The organism is Henriciella litoralis (genome assembly GCF_002088935.1).
Classification (GTDB): Bacteria; Pseudomonadota; Alphaproteobacteria; order Caulobacterales; family Hyphomonadaceae; genus Henriciella; species Henriciella litoralis.
In genome coordinates, this window is record NZ_NCSS01000004.1 from 578506 (window position 1) to 598757 (window position 20252).

Annotated in this window: 26 protein-coding genes; 18 read left to right on the forward strand and 8 right to left on the reverse strand. The window is 60.2% G+C overall.

Annotated elements, in window-relative coordinates; translation table 11 throughout:
* Window positions 1-8: 8 nt before the first annotated feature.
* The 7 genes from B8783_RS02790 (at window position 9) to B8783_RS02815 (ending at window position 4759) form a co-directional block, all read left to right on the forward strand.
* A complete protein-coding gene (locus B8783_RS02790) occupies window positions 9-428 on the forward strand; it encodes a type II toxin-antitoxin system CcdA family antitoxin (RefSeq protein ID WP_084418244.1) in 420 nt (139 codons plus the stop codon).
* Between the two features lie 3 nt (window positions 429-431).
* Window positions 432-728, forward strand: coding sequence for a CcdB family protein (locus B8783_RS02795; RefSeq protein ID WP_084418245.1), 297 nt, complete (start codon window positions 432-434; stop codon window positions 726-728).
* An 80-nt stretch (window positions 729-808) separates the two neighbouring features.
* Entirely contained in the window at window positions 809-1618 is an 810-nt protein-coding gene (locus B8783_RS02800) for an SDR family oxidoreductase (RefSeq protein WP_084418246.1), read from the forward strand.
* 111 nt (window positions 1619-1729) lie between these two features.
* Complete coding sequence (locus B8783_RS02805; RefSeq protein WP_084418347.1) at window positions 1730-3370, forward strand: SulP family inorganic anion transporter; 1641 nt, start codon at window positions 1730-1732, stop codon at window positions 3368-3370.
* A gap of 112 nt (window positions 3371-3482) precedes the next feature.
* Window positions 3483-4046, forward strand: a complete 564-nt coding sequence (locus B8783_RS02810; RefSeq protein ID WP_233355648.1) for a phage tail protein — start codon at window positions 3483-3485, stop codon at window positions 4044-4046.
* A gap of 86 nt (window positions 4047-4132) precedes the next feature.
* A complete protein-coding gene (locus B8783_RS18440; protein ID WP_169711684.1) occupies window positions 4133-4270 on the forward strand; it encodes a hypothetical protein in 138 nt (45 codons plus the stop codon).
* A 51-nt stretch (window positions 4271-4321) separates the two neighbouring features.
* The gene (locus tag B8783_RS02815; RefSeq protein ID WP_084418248.1) at window positions 4322-4759 is read left to right on the forward strand and encodes a GNAT family N-acetyltransferase; all 438 of its coding nucleotides are present in this window, start codon (window positions 4322-4324) and stop codon (window positions 4757-4759) included.
* A 34-nt stretch (window positions 4760-4793) separates the two neighbouring features.
* Here the strand turns inward: B8783_RS02815 and B8783_RS02820 are convergent, their stop codons facing one another.
* From B8783_RS02820 to B8783_RS02830, 3 genes are all read right to left on the reverse strand, one after another.
* Window positions 4794-5240, reverse strand: coding sequence for a hypothetical protein (locus B8783_RS02820; RefSeq protein ID WP_084418249.1), 447 nt, complete (start codon window positions 5238-5240; stop codon window positions 4794-4796).
* On the reverse strand, window positions 5237-5731 hold the full coding sequence (locus B8783_RS02825; protein ID WP_233355649.1) for a MarR family winged helix-turn-helix transcriptional regulator: 495 nt from the start codon (window positions 5729-5731) through the stop codon (window positions 5237-5239). Before B8783_RS02825 ends, B8783_RS02820 begins: the two co-directional genes overlap by 4 nt.
* 256 nt (window positions 5732-5987) lie before the next feature.
* Entirely contained in the window at window positions 5988-7016 is a 1029-nt protein-coding gene (locus B8783_RS02830; RefSeq protein WP_084418250.1) for a hypothetical protein, read from the reverse strand.
* Window positions 7017-7153: 137 nt separating this feature from the next.
* Here B8783_RS02830 and B8783_RS02835 point away from each other — a divergent pair, with 137 nt between their 5' ends.
* Genes B8783_RS02835 through B8783_RS02845 form a run of 3 tightly spaced genes read left to right on the forward strand, consistent with a single transcriptional unit; the run spans window position 7154 to window position 8229 of the window.
* On the forward strand, window positions 7154-7450 hold the full coding sequence (locus tag B8783_RS02835; protein ID WP_084418251.1) for an aspartate decarboxylase: 297 nt from the start codon (window positions 7154-7156) through the stop codon (window positions 7448-7450).
* A gap of 4 nt (window positions 7451-7454) precedes the next feature.
* Window positions 7455-8045 carry a GNAT family N-acetyltransferase gene (locus B8783_RS02840; RefSeq protein WP_084418252.1) on the forward strand — a complete coding sequence of 197 codons (591 nt, stop codon included), beginning with the start codon at window positions 7455-7457 and terminating at the stop codon, window positions 8043-8045.
* A 7-nt stretch (window positions 8046-8052) separates the two neighbouring features.
* A complete protein-coding gene (locus B8783_RS02845) occupies window positions 8053-8229 on the forward strand; it encodes a DUF4169 family protein (RefSeq protein ID WP_084418253.1) in 177 nt (58 codons plus the stop codon).
* 186 nt (window positions 8230-8415) lie between these two features.
* On the opposite strand, the gene B8783_RS02850 is transcribed toward B8783_RS02845, so the two are convergent.
* A complete protein-coding gene (locus B8783_RS02850) occupies window positions 8416-9429 on the reverse strand; it encodes a hypothetical protein (protein ID WP_084418254.1) in 1014 nt (337 codons plus the stop codon).
* Between the two features lie 151 nt (window positions 9430-9580).
* Here B8783_RS02850 and B8783_RS02855 point away from each other — a divergent pair, with 151 nt between their 5' ends.
* From B8783_RS02855 to B8783_RS02865, 3 genes are all read left to right on the forward strand, one after another.
* Complete coding sequence (locus B8783_RS02855; RefSeq protein ID WP_084418255.1) at window positions 9581-10693, forward strand: NADH:flavin oxidoreductase; 1113 nt, start codon at window positions 9581-9583, stop codon at window positions 10691-10693.
* Between the two features lie 78 nt (window positions 10694-10771).
* Window positions 10772-11326 carry a nuclear transport factor 2 family protein gene (locus B8783_RS02860; protein WP_084418256.1) on the forward strand — a complete coding sequence of 185 codons (555 nt, stop codon included), beginning with the start codon at window positions 10772-10774 and terminating at the stop codon, window positions 11324-11326.
* Window positions 11327-11419: 93 nt separating this feature from the next.
* Window positions 11420-12232, forward strand: a complete 813-nt coding sequence (locus tag B8783_RS02865; protein WP_084418257.1) for an enoyl-CoA hydratase/isomerase family protein — start codon at window positions 11420-11422, stop codon at window positions 12230-12232.
* Between the two features lie 83 nt (window positions 12233-12315).
* On the opposite strand, the gene B8783_RS02870 is transcribed toward B8783_RS02865, so the two are convergent.
* On the reverse strand, window positions 12316-12867 hold the full coding sequence (locus B8783_RS02870; RefSeq protein WP_233355650.1) for a DUF4287 domain-containing protein: 552 nt from the start codon (window positions 12865-12867) through the stop codon (window positions 12316-12318).
* Window positions 12868-13000: 133 nt separating this feature from the next.
* Between B8783_RS02870 and B8783_RS02875 the strand changes: the two genes are divergently transcribed.
* Window positions 13001-13534: a DUF3833 domain-containing protein gene (locus tag B8783_RS02875; RefSeq protein WP_084418258.1), complete on the forward strand. Its 534-nt coding sequence runs from the start codon at window positions 13001-13003 to the stop codon at window positions 13532-13534.
* A 36-nt stretch (window positions 13535-13570) separates the two neighbouring features.
* On the opposite strand, the gene B8783_RS02880 is transcribed toward B8783_RS02875, so the two are convergent.
* Complete coding sequence (locus B8783_RS02880; protein WP_084418259.1) at window positions 13571-14191, reverse strand: hypothetical protein; 621 nt, start codon at window positions 14189-14191, stop codon at window positions 13571-13573.
* A 118-nt stretch (window positions 14192-14309) separates the two neighbouring features.
* The gene (locus B8783_RS02885; protein ID WP_084418260.1) at window positions 14310-16109 is read right to left on the reverse strand and encodes an AsmA family protein; all 1800 of its coding nucleotides are present in this window, start codon (window positions 16107-16109) and stop codon (window positions 14310-14312) included.
* Window positions 16110-16216: 107 nt separating this feature from the next.
* Between B8783_RS02885 and B8783_RS02890 the strand changes: the two genes are divergently transcribed.
* The 4 genes from B8783_RS02890 to B8783_RS02905 are packed head-to-tail and all read left to right on the forward strand — an operon-like array spanning window position 16217 to window position 19532.
* Window positions 16217-18559 carry a UvrD-helicase domain-containing protein gene (locus B8783_RS02890; RefSeq protein ID WP_084418261.1) on the forward strand — a complete coding sequence of 781 codons (2343 nt, stop codon included), beginning with the start codon at window positions 16217-16219 and terminating at the stop codon, window positions 18557-18559.
* Complete coding sequence (locus B8783_RS02895; protein ID WP_084418262.1) at window positions 18560-18991, forward strand: DUF4279 domain-containing protein; 432 nt, start codon at window positions 18560-18562, stop codon at window positions 18989-18991.
* On the forward strand, window positions 18966-19151 hold the full coding sequence (locus B8783_RS02900) for a DUF3553 domain-containing protein (protein ID WP_084418263.1): 186 nt from the start codon (window positions 18966-18968) through the stop codon (window positions 19149-19151). Before B8783_RS02895 ends, B8783_RS02900 begins: the two co-directional genes overlap by 26 nt.
* Window positions 19152-19532 (forward strand): DUF7668 domain-containing protein, encoded by a 381-nt coding sequence (locus B8783_RS02905; protein WP_084418264.1) that lies wholly within the window; start codon window positions 19152-19154, stop codon window positions 19530-19532.
* A gap of 250 nt (window positions 19533-19782) precedes the next feature.
* On the opposite strand, the gene B8783_RS02910 is transcribed toward B8783_RS02905, so the two are convergent.
* Window positions 19783-20250 (reverse strand): GyrI-like domain-containing protein, encoded by a 468-nt coding sequence (locus tag B8783_RS02910; protein WP_084418265.1) that lies wholly within the window; start codon window positions 20248-20250, stop codon window positions 19783-19785.
* Window positions 20251-20252: the final 2 nt, after the last annotated feature.

Consider the following 20252-nt stretch of genomic DNA (forward strand, 5'->3'; position numbering starts at 1 on the left):
TTCCGTAGATGCTGCATCCTGACGCGCTCCGCGAAGCTATCAGCGCTTCTAAGCTACCTGTTTCCGGTATTGCGGAACGCGCCGGTATTGCGCCGACTACGTTGTACAGCTTCATGTCAGGCGCGACCGGCAGCCTCCGGGCATCCTCGCATGCCGCCGTAGAAGCGGCCCTATCGGGCCAGGCCGGCGGACTGGCGGAAGACCGCGCCACATTTCAGCGCGGCGAACTCGACTTGCATCCCGCGCTTCTTCAGGAAGCGGCATCCTACGGGCTGGATGCGACCGAAATCGCGCGAACTGCAGTCGAGCGCGCGGTTAAGACCGAGCGGATGAAGCGCTTCTCTGAAGAAAACCGCGAAGCCATTGAGAGCTGGAACGACCTGGTAAAACGCGAAGGCCTTTGGTCCGACGGGTATCGGGCGTTCTGATCGATGAGACATCTCGCCGTTTTTCGGGCAGCAGATAATCGACCGCCCATCGTGGTCCTGCAATATCCCGGCATTGATACTGGCGATTACGTCCTCGCCGCACCGCTTTATCCAGCTGGCGCTGCGAAACCCATCGACGTCGTGACGCCGAATGTAACGCTGAACGGCGAGGCATACCTGCTCGGCACGCATCTGCTTGCCAGTGTTCATGTCTCGGCTCTGGGTGATGAAATCGGCTCACTCCTCGCCCACGAATACGAGATACAGCGCGCCCTCGCCCGGCTTTTCTTCGGAAATTAGCGCTAGCGCGCTCCATCCACTTGCCCCCGCGCGCGTCCTCCGTCAAAAGCTTCACCAGTGAAGCATAGGAGGAAACGCTCATGGCAACCGATTTCAGCAATCTCTATTCGGTCAAAGACAAGACCGTCGTCATCACCGGCGGGTCGCGTGGCATCGGCGAGATGCTCGCGGCGGGCTATCTCGCGAATGGCGCCAAGGTCATCATCTCCTCCCGCAAGGAAAAGGCCTGCGAAGAAACCGTTGAGCGCCTCAAGAACCAATATGGCGGCGAGATCTACGCGATCCCGTCAGACGTGGGCCAGATGGTCGGCATCCAGCATCTCGCCGATGAGATTGCCAAGCGTGAAGACAAGGTCGACGTGCTGATCAACAATGCCGGCGTTGCCTGGGGCGCGACACTGGAAGAGTTCCCGGAAAGCGGCTGGGACAAGGTGATGGATGTCAACGTCAAAGGCATCTTCTTCCTGTTCCAGAAGCTGATCCCGCTCCTGCGCAAGTCCGCCAGCGCTGAAGACCCGGCCCGCGTGATCAACATCGCCTCAATCGATGGCCTGCATACCTCGCCCTTCAGCGGCTATGCCTATGGCACATCGAAAGCCGCCGTCATTCACCTGACGCGCTTCATGGCCGCCCAGCATGTTGGCGAACATATCCTCGTCAACGGTATCGCGCCGGGCCCCTTCCCGACCTGGATGCTGTCCACCGGCGTTGGCTTTGGCGGCGAAACCGAAGGCGTTGACTGGGACTCTGTCGCTGAGCGCAACCCATCAGGCCGCGTCGGCACGCCAGAGGATATTGCGGGTCTCGCCATGTTCCTCTCATCGCGCGCAGGGTCCTTCATTTCCGGTCACACCATCCCGTGCGATGGCGGAATCGTCTCGTCCAGCTAGGCACGCACGGCCGAGAAAATTCAGCTCCAATGACGGTCTTCGTGTTGCGCCGCAGCATGAAGGCCGTCATAGGCATGCCATGACTTTGAAACTGAACGGGTGGGCTGCCGCGTGACGACCAAGACAACCTTCCAGACATTCGCAGATCGCCTCGGCGCGCAGAATTTCTCACAGGCGAACCTCGCCAAGTTCACGCCGGGCCGCATCAAGACCGAAGTGCTCTCCGGCCTCACCGTCGCGCTGGCGCTCGTGCCGGAAGCGGTTGCCTTTGCCTTTGTCGCCGGTGTGCACCCGCTTGTCGGGCTCTATGCCGCTTTCATCGTTGGCCTCATCACCGCCTGCATTGGCGGGCGTCCAGGCATGATCTCCGGCGCAACCGGCGCGCTTGCCGTCGTCATGGTCGCTCTCGTCTCCCAGCACGGCGTCGAATACCTCTTCGCCACTGTTGTCCTGATGGGCATCCTTCAGCTTGGCGCGGGTATCTTTAAGCTCGGCAAGTTCATCCGGCTGGTCCCGCACCCAGTCATGCTGGGCTTTGTGAACGGCCTCGCCATCGTCATCTTCCTTGCTCAACTGTCCCAGTTTCAGGTGCCTGGCACCGCCGCTGCGTCCGGCCACGGCATGGCGGGCGGCGAATGGATGACTGGCTGGCCGCTGATCCTGATGCTCGGCCTCGTTGCCCTCACCATGGCGATCATCTGGGGCACGCCAAAACTGACCAAAGCCATCCCTGCCCCGCTTGCCGGCATCGGCCTTGTCGCCGCACTCGTCATCGGTCTCGGCCTCGACGTGCCACGCGTGGGTGATCTTGCCTCCATCCAGGGCGGCCTGCCCACCTTCCACATCCCGATGGTGCCACTCAATCTCGAAACACTTCAGATCATTCTGCCCTATTCGGTGATCCTCGCCGCCATCGGCCTCATTGAAAGCCTGTTGACGCTCAACCTTGTTGGCGAAATGACCAATAAGCGCGGCGGCGCCAGCCAGGAGTGTATCGCCCAGGGCACCGCAAACCTCGTCACCGGCTTCTTCGGCGGCATGGGCGGCTGCGCCATGATCGGCCAGTCGATGATCAATGTGAAATCCGGCGGTCGCACACGCCTTTCCGGCATCACTGCGGCGCTCTTCCTGCTCGCCTTTATCCTTGTCGGCTCCGGCATCATTGAGCTGATCCCGCTCGCCGCGCTTGTCGGCGTCATGTTCATGGTCGTCATCGGCACATTCGCCTGGAATAGCCTTCGCATCATGACGCGCATCCCGTTCACCGATGCGCTGGTCATCGTGCTCGTGACCGGCGTCACCGTCGCCTATGACCTTGCCACGGCCGTCGTCGTCGGCGTGATCGTGTCCGCCCTCGCTTATGCTTGGAATAATGCCCGCCGCATTCGCATTATCGAGCGCGATTCGGTGCACACCCCCGGCGCGCACGTCTATGAAATCGAAGGCCCGCTCTTCTTCGGCTCGACCGATGGCTTTGCCGAACTCTTCCACCCGGAGACAGACCCGGACGTGGTCATCGTGGACTTCATGCGCTCCCGCGTTGTCGATCAGTCAGCCTTGCAGGCCATTGAAGACCTCGCCGCCAAGTATGAAGCCCACGGCAAGACACTGCGTCTACGTCACCTGTCCCGTGACTGTCACAAGCTCCTGAAAAGAGCCGGCCAACTCATGGTCGATAGCGATGATGACCCCGATTATACCCTCGCAGCGGACTATTCGGTGCGCACGGGCGTTTTCGGCGGCGGGCACTAGAAGTCCCGTCAGGCGGCTGTACAGCCGTACAGTAGTCGATAATGTAGGTCCCAGATGTTGCATCGGGCAGCATTTAGGGGGCGTGATCGCCCTTGATGGGGGACTAACAGAAATGACATCAAATACTCACCGGCTGGCGGGCCGCATCCGTATGGCTCTGGGCGCAACAGCCCTTGGCGCTATCACCGCCACCACGCTTGCCGCACCCGCAGCAGCGCAGGAGAAATATCTCGGCGAAATCTTCATGACCGCCAGCAACTTCTGTCCACGCGGCTCGGCGCCGGCAGATGGAACTCTCCTTGGGATAAACAAGAACACGGCGCTGTTCTCGCTCCTTGGAACAACGTATGGCGGCGATGGCCTCACGACCTTCGCCCTGCCGGACCTTCGCGGTCGCTCGCCTGTCCATCAGGGTAAGGGCCCAGGCCTCTCCGAGATCAAACCTGGATCGCGCGGAGGGCAAGAGGAGGTCACGCTCGACGGGAGGCAAGTACCCTCGCACGGGGAGCTCGCGGTCGTTGAAAATCAGGCGTCCGCTGTGACCGTGGCTAGCGGCAATGACGTCAAACTCGGTTATAAAGAGGGAGGCGGCGCTCAGCCAATAGCGATCCGCGACCCCTATCTGGCGGTCAAGATGTGCGTCGTCATGCAGGGGATTTATCCATCCCGAAACTAGGCTTCTGCCTGTCCCGGCCGCCCTCGACCGGCGGCCGGGCATTGGCTGAGACATGGGCGTGACGCATTCGGAGATTCTGCCTGAGTTTGCGCCACCTGTCCCGCAACTGCCACCAGGGTCTGAAGCGCGCAGACCAGCTGATGGTCGATGGCGAAGATGATCCTGACGACGCCCTCGCCGTGGACTATGATGTCCGCACCGGCGTGTTCGGCAGTGGACACTAGGCTCAGGGCAACCCCCGGATACAGCCAGCCGGCCGCTTGAGGTCGCAGAGAATGAAGATCGTTATTGTATCCGGTTCGCTTCCAGACGGGATGGACCGCTTGCTGTCCGCCGCCCGGTCCGAAGGCGTACGCAACATGGACCTGCTGCAGGCTCAATGGACCTCCGGCGAGCAGCGCTTCGACCGCGATGGCGCTGCCCTGTTTGCCGCCCATGAGGGGGAAGAGCTGGTCGCGGTCGGCGGGGTCACGCCGCAAACCGGTCTGGCCGAGCCGGCAATGCGGATGCGCCGCTTCTACGTCCATCCAGCCCACCGCCGCGTCGGCCACGGCCGCGCGCTGGCCAGGGCCGCAATGAGGCGGGGCTTCGAGCAGGCCCCGCTTCTCACCTGCAATGCCCGGGCAACAGCGCTGGCCGCCCCCTTCTGGGAATCACTCGGCTTCGAGCCTGTAAGAATGCCGGACATCACGCATATCTGCCGCAGACGCTGAGGGCGCAAAAGGAAAGACGACCCGTCGCGGTGTTCTAGACCGGTCTCCTCGCAAGCATCCGTGACAGGCGAATGCCGTCGCGCATGTTCAGTCCCATAAGCGTGATGTTGGTTGCGCCAGCAGCGAGCTCCATGGCCTGAACCACCGCAAAGGAAAGATCGAACTCGCCCTGTCCCGCTTTCCACCAGAGGAAGACAGCGCTGGGGACGAGGATCAGCAGACCGTTCAGCGCAATGAACGGCATCCGCTTTTTCTTGGCGCTCACAAGCCGCCCGACCCGCTTGCCAGCCAGGGCAAAGCCGCTGCCGGCCGTGATCATGAGCGCCGGAATGAGCAATACCATTGCGTAAAGAATGCTCCGCTTGGCCAGAAAGATCGCCTCTTCGCGGCCGCTAAGCTCGGTCAGAATTGTCGCCAGCCAGAAACTGCTGATCAGTAAGAGCGCCAGCGTGCCCGCCAGACGATGCACGATCTGTTTCATTGTGCCCCTCCTTTCCCCTTTGAGGGCAAGGCAGGGCGTCTCGTCGCGCCGCAGAGCGCCGAAAGCGCCTTTAACGTCTCGAGCGCGGCCCGCGCCTGCTCACCGTCGATCTTGGCCGCAAGCTCGCTGGCCCAGTCGTCCTGTCGCTTGATGGCGTCACCATAGGCGGCCTCTCCTTCAGGCGTCAGTGTGATCAGGGGCGCGCGCTTGTGGTCGGGGTTCTCCCTCGGCTCGACTAGGCCCTGCGCCGTCAGATCGTGGACGACACGTTGAACCGCCTGTCTCGAAAGCCCCATGCGTCTGGCAATCTGCGCCACGGTCTGCGGTGCGCCCTCCAACATGACGGCGCCGAGCACCTGCCAGCGGGCGCTCGTCAGGCCGAGGTCCTTGACCAGTTGGTCCCCCGCCTCGAGCAGAGCTCCATTCAGGCGGAAAACCTCCAGCATGAGGTCCGTGATCACCGGCCCATGAGTTTGATCCATCTTCATCATCCACGCTCCATTTGACTGCTTGTTGTCACTTTGACAGCATGTTGTCAAATGGATATTTCAACCGGGACCAGCGGCGCCCATCCCCTGAAAACGCACCCGGGCTCGCCTCCGGTGATGGGGCCCGGTCTTTCCCTGGGCGAAAACCGGAAAGTCGAATATCGACGGCCGCCGTGAACAAGACCCGGATGTCGTGATTGTCGACTTCATGCGCTGGCAGTGGATTACAGCAGCGCACCGGCGCCCTCGGCACCAGGCACTAGTCTGGCGTCACCGGAGACGCCAGAATATCAGACCTGTTCGGTTTCTTTCTCCACCGGAGGACAGTTTCGAACAGGACCTGCGACGTCGCCAGTCCGATCAGAATCAAAGCTCCGCCATTGCTGAAAATCATGTTGCTGACAAACCAGTAGGCGGTTTTTTGGACCGAAAAGTCGAGAACAATCTCGGCATAGCGCTGAACGGCATCCGGCGGCGCAGATTTCAGATTGGCGCCATACGCTTCCAGCGCATGCATATAGGCATTCACTGTGGGATAGTATGAAACGCTGTATAGCCAGACACACACGGCACCGAGCGTAATGAGCGCCACCATGAGAGACCACAGCGTTTGGTGGGTTTGGCCAATAGCAGACATCCAGCGCAAGGGCGTCATCAGGACAAACAGGTTGATGACAAATATGCCGACGGCGAAGACCAGGGTCGGATCGAGTATGTCGTAATTGCTGCGCAACAGCATCTGCATATCGAGCGCAGACCACTCCAGCGTCGTGACAAATGTCTCGATGTTTGCCGGCATGCGGTTCTCGAGTTTCGCGCGGGGCGCTTCAGCAAGCTGTTCGAATGCCAGCAGCTGGACCGATGCGTGATCATAGAGAATGAGTAAGGCCGCCAGCACTCCGGTCAGAAATATCGACGCATATATGCGATAACACAAAAGCGCAGAGGCGAGCCGCACGCTTTTGCTGCCCTCCGTCGTTTTGCCCCCAATTCCCCAGCCGGACAGACTCTGGAAGACAAGGAGGCCGAAGAAGAAGGCCGTCAATAGCAGCCCGTAAGTGGCGACGATCTGTGTGATGGAGCTGTGATGACTGACTGCCCCAAGGATAAGGAGAAGAAGGCTACACAGAATGAAGACGGTCAACTCTCCCAATGCGCCACTTATGGCCAACCTCTGGCCCCTGATCCTGAGCAAGACCGCGTGCGGACCCCAGTCGCGACCGGCAATCGCGTAGGACGCGATGAGCGCGACGATCGCCGCGGCGAACCCGGCCCAGAATATGATCATGCGTGCCTCTCCCGTTTCCCCGTATTGCCAACACGATAGCGTGCTCGACGGGAAGTGAAAGCGTTGGCTATATCGGCACGCGCAAAGTGCGCTACGGTGCGCGAAGGGAATCAATGCTGTCAGAAAGGTCCGCCCAAATGTCCAAAGCCCCCGTCGGCTCGAAAGCCAATCCATCTGAATTCGATGTCCTGTCGAAACTTGCAGAAGACGAACCCTATTTCGTTATCCGCGCCCATGACCCGCTTTCCTCGGCGCTGGTTGAGCTGCATGCCTATATTGGCGCCGGCCAGTCGGGCGCCGCGCACAACAAGCTCGCGGAGATCATGGCCATGACATCGGCGCGCGCGCCTCGGCCCGCCTCCAGCCCAAAATACCGTGAGACCTTTGCTATCTCGCTCGCCATGGAGCAGTGGCGCGACACGCATCAGGACTAGCCATATGCAATTGTCGGTCGGCCTGCTGGAGGACAAATTCGTCCGCCTCGTCCCGTTCGATCTAGAGCGTCACGCTCCGCTTCTGCGCGATATGGCAGAACGCTCGGGCGAGCGGCTTGCGACCTGGCCCTTCTACAACCCGCCGGGTGACTGGATCACGCCGTGGACAAGGACCATCCGCCAGCGCACCGAGGCGGGCACGCTGATCCCTTTCGCAGTGCTGACGCCGGATGGGCAGTTCGCCGGCATGACGTCCTATCTCAATCCCAACCCGGAGTGGCGCAATGTCGAAGTCGGCATGACCATTTATGCGCCGGAGTTTCAGGGCCGGGCCATCAATCCAGCCTGCAAGCGGCTGCTGCTGACCCATGCCTTCAACGCCGGGGCGATCCGGGTCTATTTTCATGTGGACGAGCGCAATGTCCGCTCGCGCCGTGCCGTGCTGAAACTCGGGGCACAGCAGGAAGGGCTTCTTCGCCACAACCGCATTCTGCCGGATGGTTTTCTACGCAGCACTGTGGTGTTCTCGATCCTCGAAGCCGAATGGCCTGCCGTGCGTGAAACGCTGGACACCCGGCTCGCAGCTTTTGAGTGAGGACCGAATGACGACCCCGATCAACCTCAACAAGGCCCGCAAAGCCAAGGCAAAAGCCGAAAAAAGCCGCACCGCCGCCGAAAATCGCGAAAAATTCGGGCGCACCAAGTCCCAGAAAAATGCCGAGAAATTGGCCGCGACAAAGCTCCAGACCACGATCGACCAGGCCAAGCGGGAACGCTGAGCATATATCTTGCGTTCATCTTCTGTTAATGTGTCGCAGGGCGCCCGAAAGCGCCCCCGCGTCCTTTCAGAAAGGGAAACGCTTCATGGCAAAGGTTCTATACAAGACGACAATCATCGCGGCCTTTTTCGCCGGTGCAACGGCACTCGGCTTCCTCATGGCCACCATGTAGTCACTGAGGCCGGATCAGCTGCGCGCCGGTTGTCCCAGCAGCCGGTCCAGAACTTCCAGCCCACGCCGATAGGCGGACAACCGCGACAATGATCGCGCAATGTCCGGATTCACCGCACCATTCAACGCGACCGACTGGTCTGCCGCTTCAGCATAAAGCGAATGGGCCCCCAGAAAGTCCCTGGATGACTCAAGGCACGCGCCCAGATTGTGGGTGACCGCCGGGGCCTGAGGATAGGCCACCCTCAAATCCCGCCACATCGCGCACGAGACACCCGGATCGTTTTTCGCGGCTTTCAAGGCCTGCTTAAACCGCGGATCGGCCGCCACCACCGGATCAGATGCCTCATCGAGGAAGGTCGCTTTCATCGTTGCGTTGCGCGGCGCGATATCGTTGCGCACCTGTTGCAGCGTGCTGGCCAATGCATCCTGGACCAGGCCGTGCGGCGGCTGAACACCGGCCCGCATGCCATAATCCCAACCTGCCCCAGACCGTCTGCCCCGCCGCGAAAGATAATAGTTTTCCTCGCAGCTCTCTGATGTTGCTTCTCCGAAATAGGTGTTCTGGAAAAGAAGCCGCCCAGAGCCATACTCTATGAGGCGCGGCGTCGCTGACACTTTCACGGTTTCGCGCAGGCAGATCTGTTCCACATCCACGCGGCGCTCACAGTCGAAGGGGCCATCCCATTCAACGCACTCGCTTGTGGTTTCACCATACTCCTCGGCGAAATAATCCTCGATATCGATTGTGCCCTCATAGATCCCGGCCCGCTCATTCTGTGGCACATAGCCATCACTATAGCGAGCGATGCGGAACCAGGGGCGTCCGTCGAAAAGCGCGCTGGAGATCATCTGTTCGAAGCGGCTCGCATACCAGTTGCCTGCCGGCCCATCGAAACGCCCAACATCGACAGAACGTGTTTCTACGGCGGCGGTATTCTCAGGAACGAGGCGCCCGGAATAGCTGATCCCCGGCGTTGAGCAGGCCGCCAGAGCCGCCGCAAAAAGCAAAACCATTGTCGTTTTCATTGTTCCCTCCCATCCACGGGCCTATTCATGTCATCAGGGTTAGAATTTCTCAAGTGAACGGCCACTGAATAATTTGGGCGGTGGTTTTTAGTTGAACCGGCTTCGCGGATATCCCAGATGCTTGCCTAGTGAAATATAACGGAGTTGCCCAATGTCCTCAGCTGCCCCCCTGTTCGAGCCGTTCAAAGTCAAATCGCTTGAACTGGAAAACCGCATCGTCATGGCCCCCATGACACGGGGCTTCAGCCCCAATGGTGTGCCCACCGATGATGTGCGCGACTATTATGCCCGCCGCGCCGAAGCTGATGTCGGCCTGATCGTCTCCGAAGGCACGCTGGTCCCTCGTAAGGGCGCGTCCGACAATCCGAACTACCCCCTCTTCCATACAGAGCCTGCGCTCGCCGGCTGGAAGAAGGTCATCGATGCCGTTCACGACAAGGGCGGCAAGATGGCGCCGCAGATCTGGCACCAGGGCCTCCTGCGCAAGGCTGGCACTGGCCACTACCCGGACGCCCCGTCCGACAGCCCGTCCGGCGTCACCCATAAGGGCAAGCAGATTTTCGAAGAGCCTTCAGAATCCGAAGTCGCCGACATGGTCGCCGCCTACGCAACCGCCGCGGCTAGCGCCAAGGAGCTCGGCTTCGACAGCGTGGAAATCCACGGCGCACACGGCTATCTCATCGACGAGTTCTTCTGGGAGGTCATGAACCGCCGCGCAGACAAGTATGGCGGCTCGCTGGCTGACCGCGCCACATTCGGCGGCGAGGTCATCTCCGAAGTGCGCAAGGCGGTCGGCCCCGACATGCCGATCATCCTGCGCTTCTCGCAATGGAAACAGCAGGACTACGACGCCAAGCTTGCCCAGACCCCGCAGGAGTTTGAAGCCTTCCTGAAAGTCTTCGTCGATGCAGGCGTTGATATCCTGCACGCCTCGCAACGCCGCTTCTGGGAAGCCGAATTCCCGGACGTTGACGGCGAGAACGGCCTCAACACCGCCGGCTGGGCGAAGAAGCTCACCGGTCTTCCAACCATCACAGTTGGCTCGGTCGGTCTCTCGGGTGAGTTCATCGGCGGCATGCGCGGCGAAGACTCCAAGACCCGTCCGCTGACAGACCTCATCGAACGTCTCGACAAGGGCGAGTTTGACCTCGTCGCCGTCGGCCGCGCCTTGCTTCAGGACCCGCTCTGGGCCCAGAAGGTCAAGGAAGGCCGCATGGACGAGCTTGAAGGCTATGACGCCGAAGCGATGAAAACGCTTTACTAGGGGGCACCCGCCCATTCGATTGACGCGCGGTGGCTTTCGTGGACTACTCAGCCTTCCAGTTCATTGGGGGACCGAAATATGAAGTACACGATCGCCATCGCCGCAATTGCCCTGCTCGTCGCTTGCGGCGAGACAAACACGACCGGCGTGCAACCCGCCGAAGCGCAGGCTCCACCCGTAGATGCGCAGATGGAAGTCACCGATAATGCGGAGGCCCCGGAAGAGGCCGAGACATCCACCGACAGCACCGCCATCGTGAAAACCGTCTATGACGGCTTCGCTGCCGGTGACATCGCACTCGCCACATCTGAATTCGCCGACGATGTCGTCTGGAACGAGGCCGAGAACAGCCCCTATTCTGACCAGAACCCTTATGAAGGCACGAACGAGATCGTCACCGGCCTCTTTGCGCGCCTCGGCGCTGAGTGGGACTATTTCAAAGCCACGCCTGACGAGTTTCTGCCAAGCGGCGACAAGGTCATCACGATCGGTCGCTACACCGCAAAGAACAAGGCCACCGGCAAGGAAATGGACATTCCCTTCGTCCACGTCTGGACGCTTGAAGACGGCAAGATCAAAAGCTTCCAGCAATACACCGACACGCTGGCGCACGCCGAAGTGATGGAAGACTAGCGGGGCGGAACGCGCTGCACCCGCAAAATTTGATCGTGACTACCCTTGCGGCACGGCGTCTAATCTCTCCCAAAAGATATCGGGAGAAACGCCATGCCATATGAACAGATCACGGTTGAAACACGCGGCGCTGTTTGCCTCATCACGCTGAACAGGCCCGAAAAGCTTAATGCCTGGACGCCTGATATGAGCCGCGAGCTCGGTCAGGCGATCACGGCTGCCAATGAGGACGACGCCATTGGCACAATCGTGATGACGGGCGCCGGCCGCGGCTTCTGCGCCGGGGCCGACATGTCCTACTTCCAGTCCAACATCGATGCGTCCGAGACAAAGGCCCACAAGCGTGATGGCGGCATTGACTGGATCAGCCTCATCCGCTCATCCAAGCCCTGCATCGCCGCCGTCAACGGCCCGGCCTTCGGCATTGGCGTGACGCAAATCCTGCCCTTCGACATGATTGTCGCGTCGACGGCGGCGAAGTTCGGCCTCGTCTTCGTAAAGGTTGGCATCGTGCCGGAACTCGCAAGCTCGCACTTCCTCGTCCAGCGCGTCGGCTGGGGCACGGCGCATGATCTGCTTCTGACCGCCCGTCCCGTCTCTGGGGAGGAAGCTGTCAGCATCCGACTAGCTGATCGCCTGTCAGACCCGGAGACCCTGCTGGATGACGCTCTGGAGCTGGCCGAGCAGATCGCGGCCAATCCATCACCAATGCTGCGGATGACGAAAGAACTGCTCAGCGCCAATGCCTGCGACACCGATACGGCCCGCATTCAGGCGCGCGAGCACGAAAAGCTCGAGACGTGTTTCACCCTCCCAGAGCATACAGAAGCGGTCGCCGCCTTTGCGGAAAAGCGCAAACCCGACTTCAACGCCGCGCGCCATAAAGCGCAGGCGCGGATCGACTAGTCGGCGTTTGAAAGCTCTGAATTAGCCCCGCATGGTGAGCGAAGTCGAACCACGCAGGGGCGCGGACATCACCGCATCAACAATCAAGCCCGCTCATACGCGGCTTTCAGCCAGGCCTTCACTTCGTCATCGACCTCTTCGGCCGCCTGCAGCTTGATCTTGTGCGTGCACATGCTGCCCGGCTTTTCCTCGGCGAGACGCAGCGTGCCAGTCTCGCCCTTGAGATTGAGGCCAAGATCAACGCGGGTCTTGGTCGCCGGCGTAACCACAGCGAAATTCTTTGACCGTCGGAACGCCACCGCCGTCTTCTTCGGCGCGATCTCGACATCATCGCCAAGTGTCTTCGCAAAGGCTTCGAGGGCGTCGTAGATCGGCCGGAGGCTTTCCTTCCCCTCATACTGGCCCGACAGCATGTCGCCTTCATCGGCCTCAAACCGGCCCTTCGCTGCCTGGCAGACCATATTGGCGTGGCCATGACCGAAGCCGTGCTGCTCCTTCAGCATCTTCACCTGCTCGCCATGTTTTTCCAGTCCGCTGGACTGGACCAGCTTCACCCAATGCGCCAGCGGCTTGCCGGTCTTGGCCTCCATGCCGGCAATGTGCGCGGCCAGAATCTCTTCCTGCGTCTTCGCCATACCTGCCCCCCCTCCTTCTCCTGTGCCCCAACGTTAAGGCCTCTCATCAAGCCGTCGCGGGCTCGCACCTGTCAAGCTGATCCAAAAGTCGAACCGGCGCGTAGACTCCAGACACGCCTCAGGAGTTGCCCCGATGAAATTGTCCATGCTGTTCGCCCCCGCCGCCATCACGCTTGCTGTCTCGACGACGGGCTGCGTGTCCGCCTCGCTGGATGATTTCTCACAAGCTGAGCAGACACTACGTCTCGAAAACTATTTTGAGGGAGAGACCAAAGCCTACGGCATTTTCGAGGATCGCTTTGGCAAGGTCCGGCGACAGTTTGATGTCGACATTACCGGCACAGTTGATGGCAACACGCTCACCCTGGTGGAAGAGTTCGACTATTATGACGGCGAGCAGGACACCCGCACCTGGACCATCGAAATCCTCGGCGACGGGCGCTATCGCGGCACCGCCAATGACGTGCCGGACATGGCCGAAGGCCGCGCTGTCGGAAACGCCTTCAACTGGAAATACAAGGTCGACCTGAAAGTCGGCGACGACACCTGGAATGTCGGTTTCGATGACTGGATGTACCTGCTGCAGGACGATGTGATGATCAACCGCGCCTATGTGACCCGCTATGGCATCCGCATTGGCCAAGTCACAATCGCTTTCCAGAAATAGTCTGCGCGCGCCTGCGCTTTTTACATCGGCCCCTTATCAGGACCGCAGGCTATCCTGCGGCCAGGATGGCGGACGCGTTGGCCAGATAACAGGAATGCCCTGCCGGCCTTCAGCCTGCTCAAGCCGGGTCAGCCCCAGCCCGGAGGCCGCGCTGATGGCATTTGCGGCCCGTCCGACGGTCCCGAAATCCGCGGTGCCCTGTTCGGATGGCGCGCGGTCTTCCCCGAGCAGAATGCGCTGTCCGTCATGCAGGACCAGCCAGTAAGGCATCGTCGTCCCCATGATGCCCACATTGGAATAGACCTCTTCGCGGCGGACGATTGCGCGAATATCGCGATAGCTGATCTCGCCTTCAAACCAGTCTGTTGGATAATGGCGGGCCCGATTGGCCGGCAAAACCAGGGTCGCATGTCCACGTCTGAGACACACGCGCCACTCCTGGCGCATACGCGCGCGGCGATGCGTAGCAATCGTGTAAGGAAGAAAGAGGAGCGCCAGCACGGCGCAGACCGCACTTTCCGTCCTATAGCCGAAATAAAGCAGCGTTGCTGCGCCTGCCACTGCTACTGCGAAGAGCAGCCACATCAGCAAGGCGCCGCCCATTGCGCCGATCCTCGAGCGATATCCGTATTCAAATATGGCTTGGTCGATAGTCATTGATCTTGCGTCCACTTCCCACGTCAGAACAAATACCTGTCATGAGCCGCAAGAAGCATGCCGGATTAACGAAACCTCTGAAATTCAACGCAATTCGAGCATGAAATTTTGATGACGATTATTGCGGAGCCTGTGCGCTCGCCTCAGCCTCAGCCAGCAAGGCCCCGCACGGCGCATCGCTTGCCATACCGGGCTCGATGAAGGGCAAAGCCGCGAGGCCGCCACTCAAGGATCCAAGCACTGCGGCAATCCCAAATTGTGCCAGAGTGGACGCGCTGATCGGCTGAATTTGGGGGTTACGCAAAGTGCCACCAATCGAAACATCCCCAATCAAGGTGCCAAGCGAAGCATCTTTTGCGTCTGATCGCAGGCTAAGCTTCAGGGTCTCGTCGCCAAGATTTATATCGCCGCGCAGGACCACCACACTGTCATCTGTATCAACGACGGCAGGGTCCAGCGTTCCAATGCCACCTGTGAAATCAATCGCAACGGCAGCGCAGCGCGCATTTGCATAGGTGCGGTTGTCCGCGCTTTCACCAAGCAGCGTTATCGCCTCACCGATATCGAGCGCGGCCCCTTCTGCCGCAAGCGCCAGAATGTCAGCGTCCCTGGACCAGAGAGCGACATTTCCCTCAAGCCCGGCGGCCGCTTGCTGAAACCCGTTGCCCGGCGCACTGATATTGAACTTCCCATCGGCGGTTCCGCGCAGATAGGGCGACAGCGAAAGGTTGTCGAACGGAACGCCGTCCAGCGTGCCTTGCGCCGTCGTGAAGGCTGGCGATTGTGACCCGTCCAGCGTGGCATAGGCGGTCAAGACGCCTTCAACAAATGACATCTGAAGCAGTGGAGCGCGGACAACCCGGCCATCAATATCGAAATCCATTTTGAGCCCGCGCACATCGAACACGGAGTCCGTGACGCTCTCGGCGGTATATTTGATCGTGCCATCCACAGCGTCGAGCCGCGAGAAATCGATCACGCCATTGGGGATTAGCCGGTCGCTGCGCTCATAGGCAGCGCGCGCCTTCTGCTGCACGGGTCCGCTGGTTTCTGCTTCGCCCACGCCGATCGGAATACCGAAGACGATACCAAGATCGTCTGCGTCGAGCGTCTGAGACGTCAGATCAGCGCGAATAAAGGGCGTATCGCGCGCCGGGTCCACATCGACCTTGCCGGACAGATCGCTATCGCCAATTCTGGTCTCGGGCAAAATCTCGAACGCCCAGGATTTTTCGCCGACATCCACCATCATCACGATATCGAAGGGCGGTGTATCCGGCGCGGCCAGCCCGGCGAGGCTTGCGAGATCGGCGAAATTTTCGCCGGTCATTTTCAGACGCCCATCAATATGGCTCGCCGCCTGCTTTGTCCCACCTTCAAATTCCAGCGTTGAGTTCGCGCCAGTCGCATAGACGCTCAGCGTGCCTGACCTCAGCGACCCGGCGCCGTCGCGTACATAGATGGTCCGCCGCCCATCGGCGTCCTCGATCCGCACCTCGATGTCGGCCACATTGATCTCGTCGACAATGCGGCTGTAGTCATTAAGGCTCTTATCGTCCTTGCCGTTGTCTTCGCTGTCGCTCGCAAAGCGCACATATCCGTCATTGGCCTTCAGCCGTGAAACCCAGCTGATAAATGGCAGGAAGCCGAGCGGGTTTGTCCGCATCTCCAGCTCCGCCACTTGCAGACGGTCTGGCAGGCTGACCTCATCGGCAACGACCGTGGTAATGGCCGGAAACTTCGCATGCGCCTGCCCGACGCTGGAGCCTTCAGGCCCCCATTGGCCGAGCGCCCAGTTCGCCATCGGCGTGCCAAAGCGCGGCTGGGTCATGGCCAGAAGAAAGAGGACCGCGATCACCAGCAGCGCCGCGATGACCATCAAAATGATCTTGAATGTCCTGATGACGGTGGCCTGCATACAAGGGATAACGCATCGGCAGCGCGTCGGTTCTCGCCAATTGACTGTCGCCGCCCATTAAAGACCTGCCGCAGCTTGCCCCTGCCATTGGCGGCGGTTCCTGCTATATGTTCTCTATGAGTTCCAGCCCGAATCGACAGCCTTCCATCTCCGAGATGGCCTCCGCCCGCGCGCCGCGCCCTGACACTGGCGCGAGCTATCTCGATGGCCTCAACCCCGAGCAGCGCGAAGCGGTCGAGACGACTGAAGGCCCACTGCTCGTGCTGGCCGGTGCGGGCACAGGCAAGACGCGCGTTCTGACGACCCGTCTCGCCCATATCATCGCCAACAAGCTCGCCTGGCCGAGCCAGACGCTGACCGTCACCTTCACCAACAAGGCCGCCCGCGAAATGCGCGAACGCGCCATGCATCTCATTGGCGATGCCGGTGAGGGCCTTCGATGGCTCGGTACGTTCCACTCGATCAGCGCGCAGATCCTTCGCCGTCACGCCGAACTGGCGGGCCTCAAATCCAGCTTCACCATCCTCGACACAGATGACGTCATCCGCCTCTGCAAGCAGATCATCGAAGCCGAAGGCATCGACACCAAGCGCTGGACGCCGCGCCACCTCGCCGCCACCATCGACGGCTGGAAAAACCGCGCCCTCGTCCCAGCCAAAGTCCCCAAGGATGAGGCCTGGAACTTCGCCGACGGCAAGGCCATCAAGCTCTACGACATCTACCAGTCACGCCTGAAAGTCCTCAATGCCTGCGACTTTGGCGACTTGCTGATCCACAACATCACCATCTTCCAGGACAATCCGGACCTGCTCGCAGACTATCATAAGCGGTTCAAATACATCCTGGTTGACGAGTATCAGGATACCAACGTCGCCCAGTATCTCTGGCTGCGCCTGCTCGCGCGCGGCTCCAGTAACATCTGCTGCGTCGGCGATGACGACCAGTCGATCTATGGCTGGCGCGGCGCCGAGGTCGACAACATCCTGCGCTTCGAGAAGGATTTTCCGGGCGCCAAAGTCATCCGGCTTGAGCGCAATTACCGCTCGACCAAGCATATCCTTGCGGCCGCCTCCTCCGTCATCGGCTACAATAAGGGCCGGCTCGGCAAGACGCTCTATGTCGGCGAGGAAACCTCCGCAGACCCGGACGCCGACAAGGTCAAGGTCCGCGGCCTCTGGGATGGGGAGGCAGAGTCGCGGCTCATCTGCGACGATATCGAAAACTATGTGAACAAGGGCGGCCAGTATGAAGACTGCGCCATCCTGGTGCGCGCTTCCTGGCAGATGCGCCTCTTCGAAGAGCGCCTCATCATGCTGGGCATCCCCTACCGCGTCATCGGCGGCCCGCGCTTCTTTGAGCGCGCCGAGATCCGCGATGCCCTCGCCTATCTCCGCCTCGTCCGCAGCCCCGATGATGACCTCGCCTTTGAGCGCGTCGTCAATCAGCCCAAGCGCGGCATTGGCGCAACCACGATCCAGAAACTGCAGACCTTCGCACGCGCGGATGGCCGCTCGCTCTTCACGCTGACGCCCATGGTGCTGCAGACCGATGAGATCAAAGGCCCCGCCAAGCGCGGCCTCGTCACTTTCATCGACCAGATCAATCTCTGGCGCGACCGCCTCAATAATGGCATGCCTCACCACGAACTCGCGCAGGTCATCCTCGACGAGAGCGGCTATACCGACATGCTCCAGAAGGACAGGTCCCCGCAGGCGCAGACCCGCCTCGACAATTTGAAAGAGCTGATCCACGCCATCGGCCAGTTCGACAGCCTCGCAGGCTTTCTCGAACATGTGCAGCTGGTCATGGATGTCGGTGGGCAATCGTCCGGCAATGAAGTCCAGATCCTCACCCTGCACGCCGCCAAGGGACTTGAATGGCCGATGGTCTTCCTGCCGGGCTGGGAGGAAGAGGTCTTCCCGTCCCGCCGCTCGCTCGATGAAAGCGGCATGAAGGGCCTCGAGGAAGAACGCCGCCTCGCCTATGTCGGCATCACCCGCGCGCGCGAAAAATGCTCGATCAGCTTCGTCGCCAACCGCATGATTTTCGGGCGTTGGCAATCGGTCCTGCCGTCCCGCTTTGTAGACGAGCTACCGCATGAGCATGTCGAAGCCGTCAGCGAGACCGGCTATTCCACCATGCCGGGCGGCGATACCGGCTTTCAGGGCACGATCGAGGATCTGGGTGAGCGCAGCTCCTACAACTCCCCCGGCTGGCGCCGCCTGAAAGAGAACGCCAATAAAGGCTCAAAGACCGGCCCCATCATCGACGGCAAGGCCGAACTCATCGCCACAAGCGCCGGCAAATCCGGCTTCCGCATCGGCCAACGCGTCCACCACGACAAATTCGGCTACGGCCAAGTGCTCGCGGCGGACGGGACAAAGCTACAGGTGAACTTCGAGAAAGCCGGGTTGAAGAAGGTGATCTCCACGTTTGTGACGGGGGTATAGGTGGCAGTCAACAAGAACGATTCAAATGACTATGAGACGTCTTCCTTCTTTTCTGTAACGGCTCAGGATCTTGATCCGAACAATGTTACCAGGCTTCTAGGAATACAGCCCCGGAAGTCGTCAAACACGCTTGAACAACGGAAGAAATCGATCAACCCGGCGCACCGCTTCTGGCACTTCAGCACACCTGAAAGCGCTGCCCTCAAACACCGTTCAGTTGAAGATGCGATACTGGCGCTCTTTGAAAAAGGAGCGCTCAACGTGGATTTGGTCGCTCAGCTGCCCGCAACGTGGGACAAAGAGATCATCATCACAGCTTTCACCGATGAGCGACCTTGCTTCGCACTTTCGCCGGCTACTGCGGCGCTGCTCGGAAAAGCTGGAATTCTGATTGTAATATCAGTCTATGCTGGTCCGGAAAGCGAAGATTGATGACAGACTCATCGAGTCCGGCTTCCGCGTCGGCCAACGCGTCCACCATGACAAATTCGGCTACGGACAGGTGCTGGCCGCTGACGGCACAAAGCTGCAGGTGAACTTTGAGAAGGCCGGGCTGAAGAAGGTGATCTCTACGTTTGTGACGGGGGTATAGGTGGCATTCATACCTGTGGAGAAGAGGCTCGATGAGCAGCTGCAAGTTCCTGATCTGTGGCGGCCAGCATTGAAACAGCTCGCTGATTTCATGGTACTGGGATTGTCACCCGGCGCAGACCCGCTTGTAGCGATGGGTTCCATTGACGAGGACATCCTCAAAATCAGCCGAGGCAACATCAAAGCGTATCCTGATCCGCTCGGTGAACTGGCTGAAAGTGCGTGGAGCACGTCCGTTTCTTACTGGATAGGCGATTGCTGGAAGTTGCTAATCGATCTCACCGCCGCGGACGGCACTGTCACCGATCTGGTTCTTCATGCGGAAGTCAAGGAAACTGAGAGCGGCTACGCGATTGAGCCGGGACTGATTTATGTGCCTTAGGCCCGGACGGTTTTAGCCGCTTCATCCTTCGACAAGCTCAGGATGAGGGTGCATGTTGGAAGGCCCCCATAGGCCTCACCCTGAGCCTGTCGAAGGGCGAGGCCCATCCCCCGGCCACAGGCAAAACGCTTTCTCTTCTCCCGCACCCGGGAGAAGGGAGCTCAGCCGGCCACCAACGCGCTTACAAACCAACGCCCCACAGCCCGCATGGTGAGCGAAGTCGAACCACACGGGCGCGCGCGCCAAGATCTCACCCCACCCGCCGGTAAATCTCCGTGCGCAGCTCTGCCTCCGGCACCACGCCAGGATCGTCGACATAGAGCTCCCACATTGGCAGGCCCTTGGTGATGCCCCAGTCGAGCATGTCATCCCAGAGCTGTTTGTGGCTCACATGCAGGGTCTGATAAGAGCCGACATGGGTATCCATCGCCGCGTCGCCTTCGGGGATGAATCCCTGCTTCACATTGCCAGACGCCTTGAGCGCATCCTTCTCGCTGACGAAAATACCGGTGCGGAACGCCAGACGTTCATTGCCAGGCATCTCGACATAGACGGCAACCGGCATGCTAAGCGGCGCAATGTCGTGCGCCTGCAGAAAAGCGCCGACTTCGGCAAATCCACGGCCCATCGCTTCGGCCACGGCGGCCGCGTCGAGCTGTTCGGCATGGTCGGTATAAAGGTAATGCAGCGCGGGCAATGTGCGTCGTTCAATAGCCATAC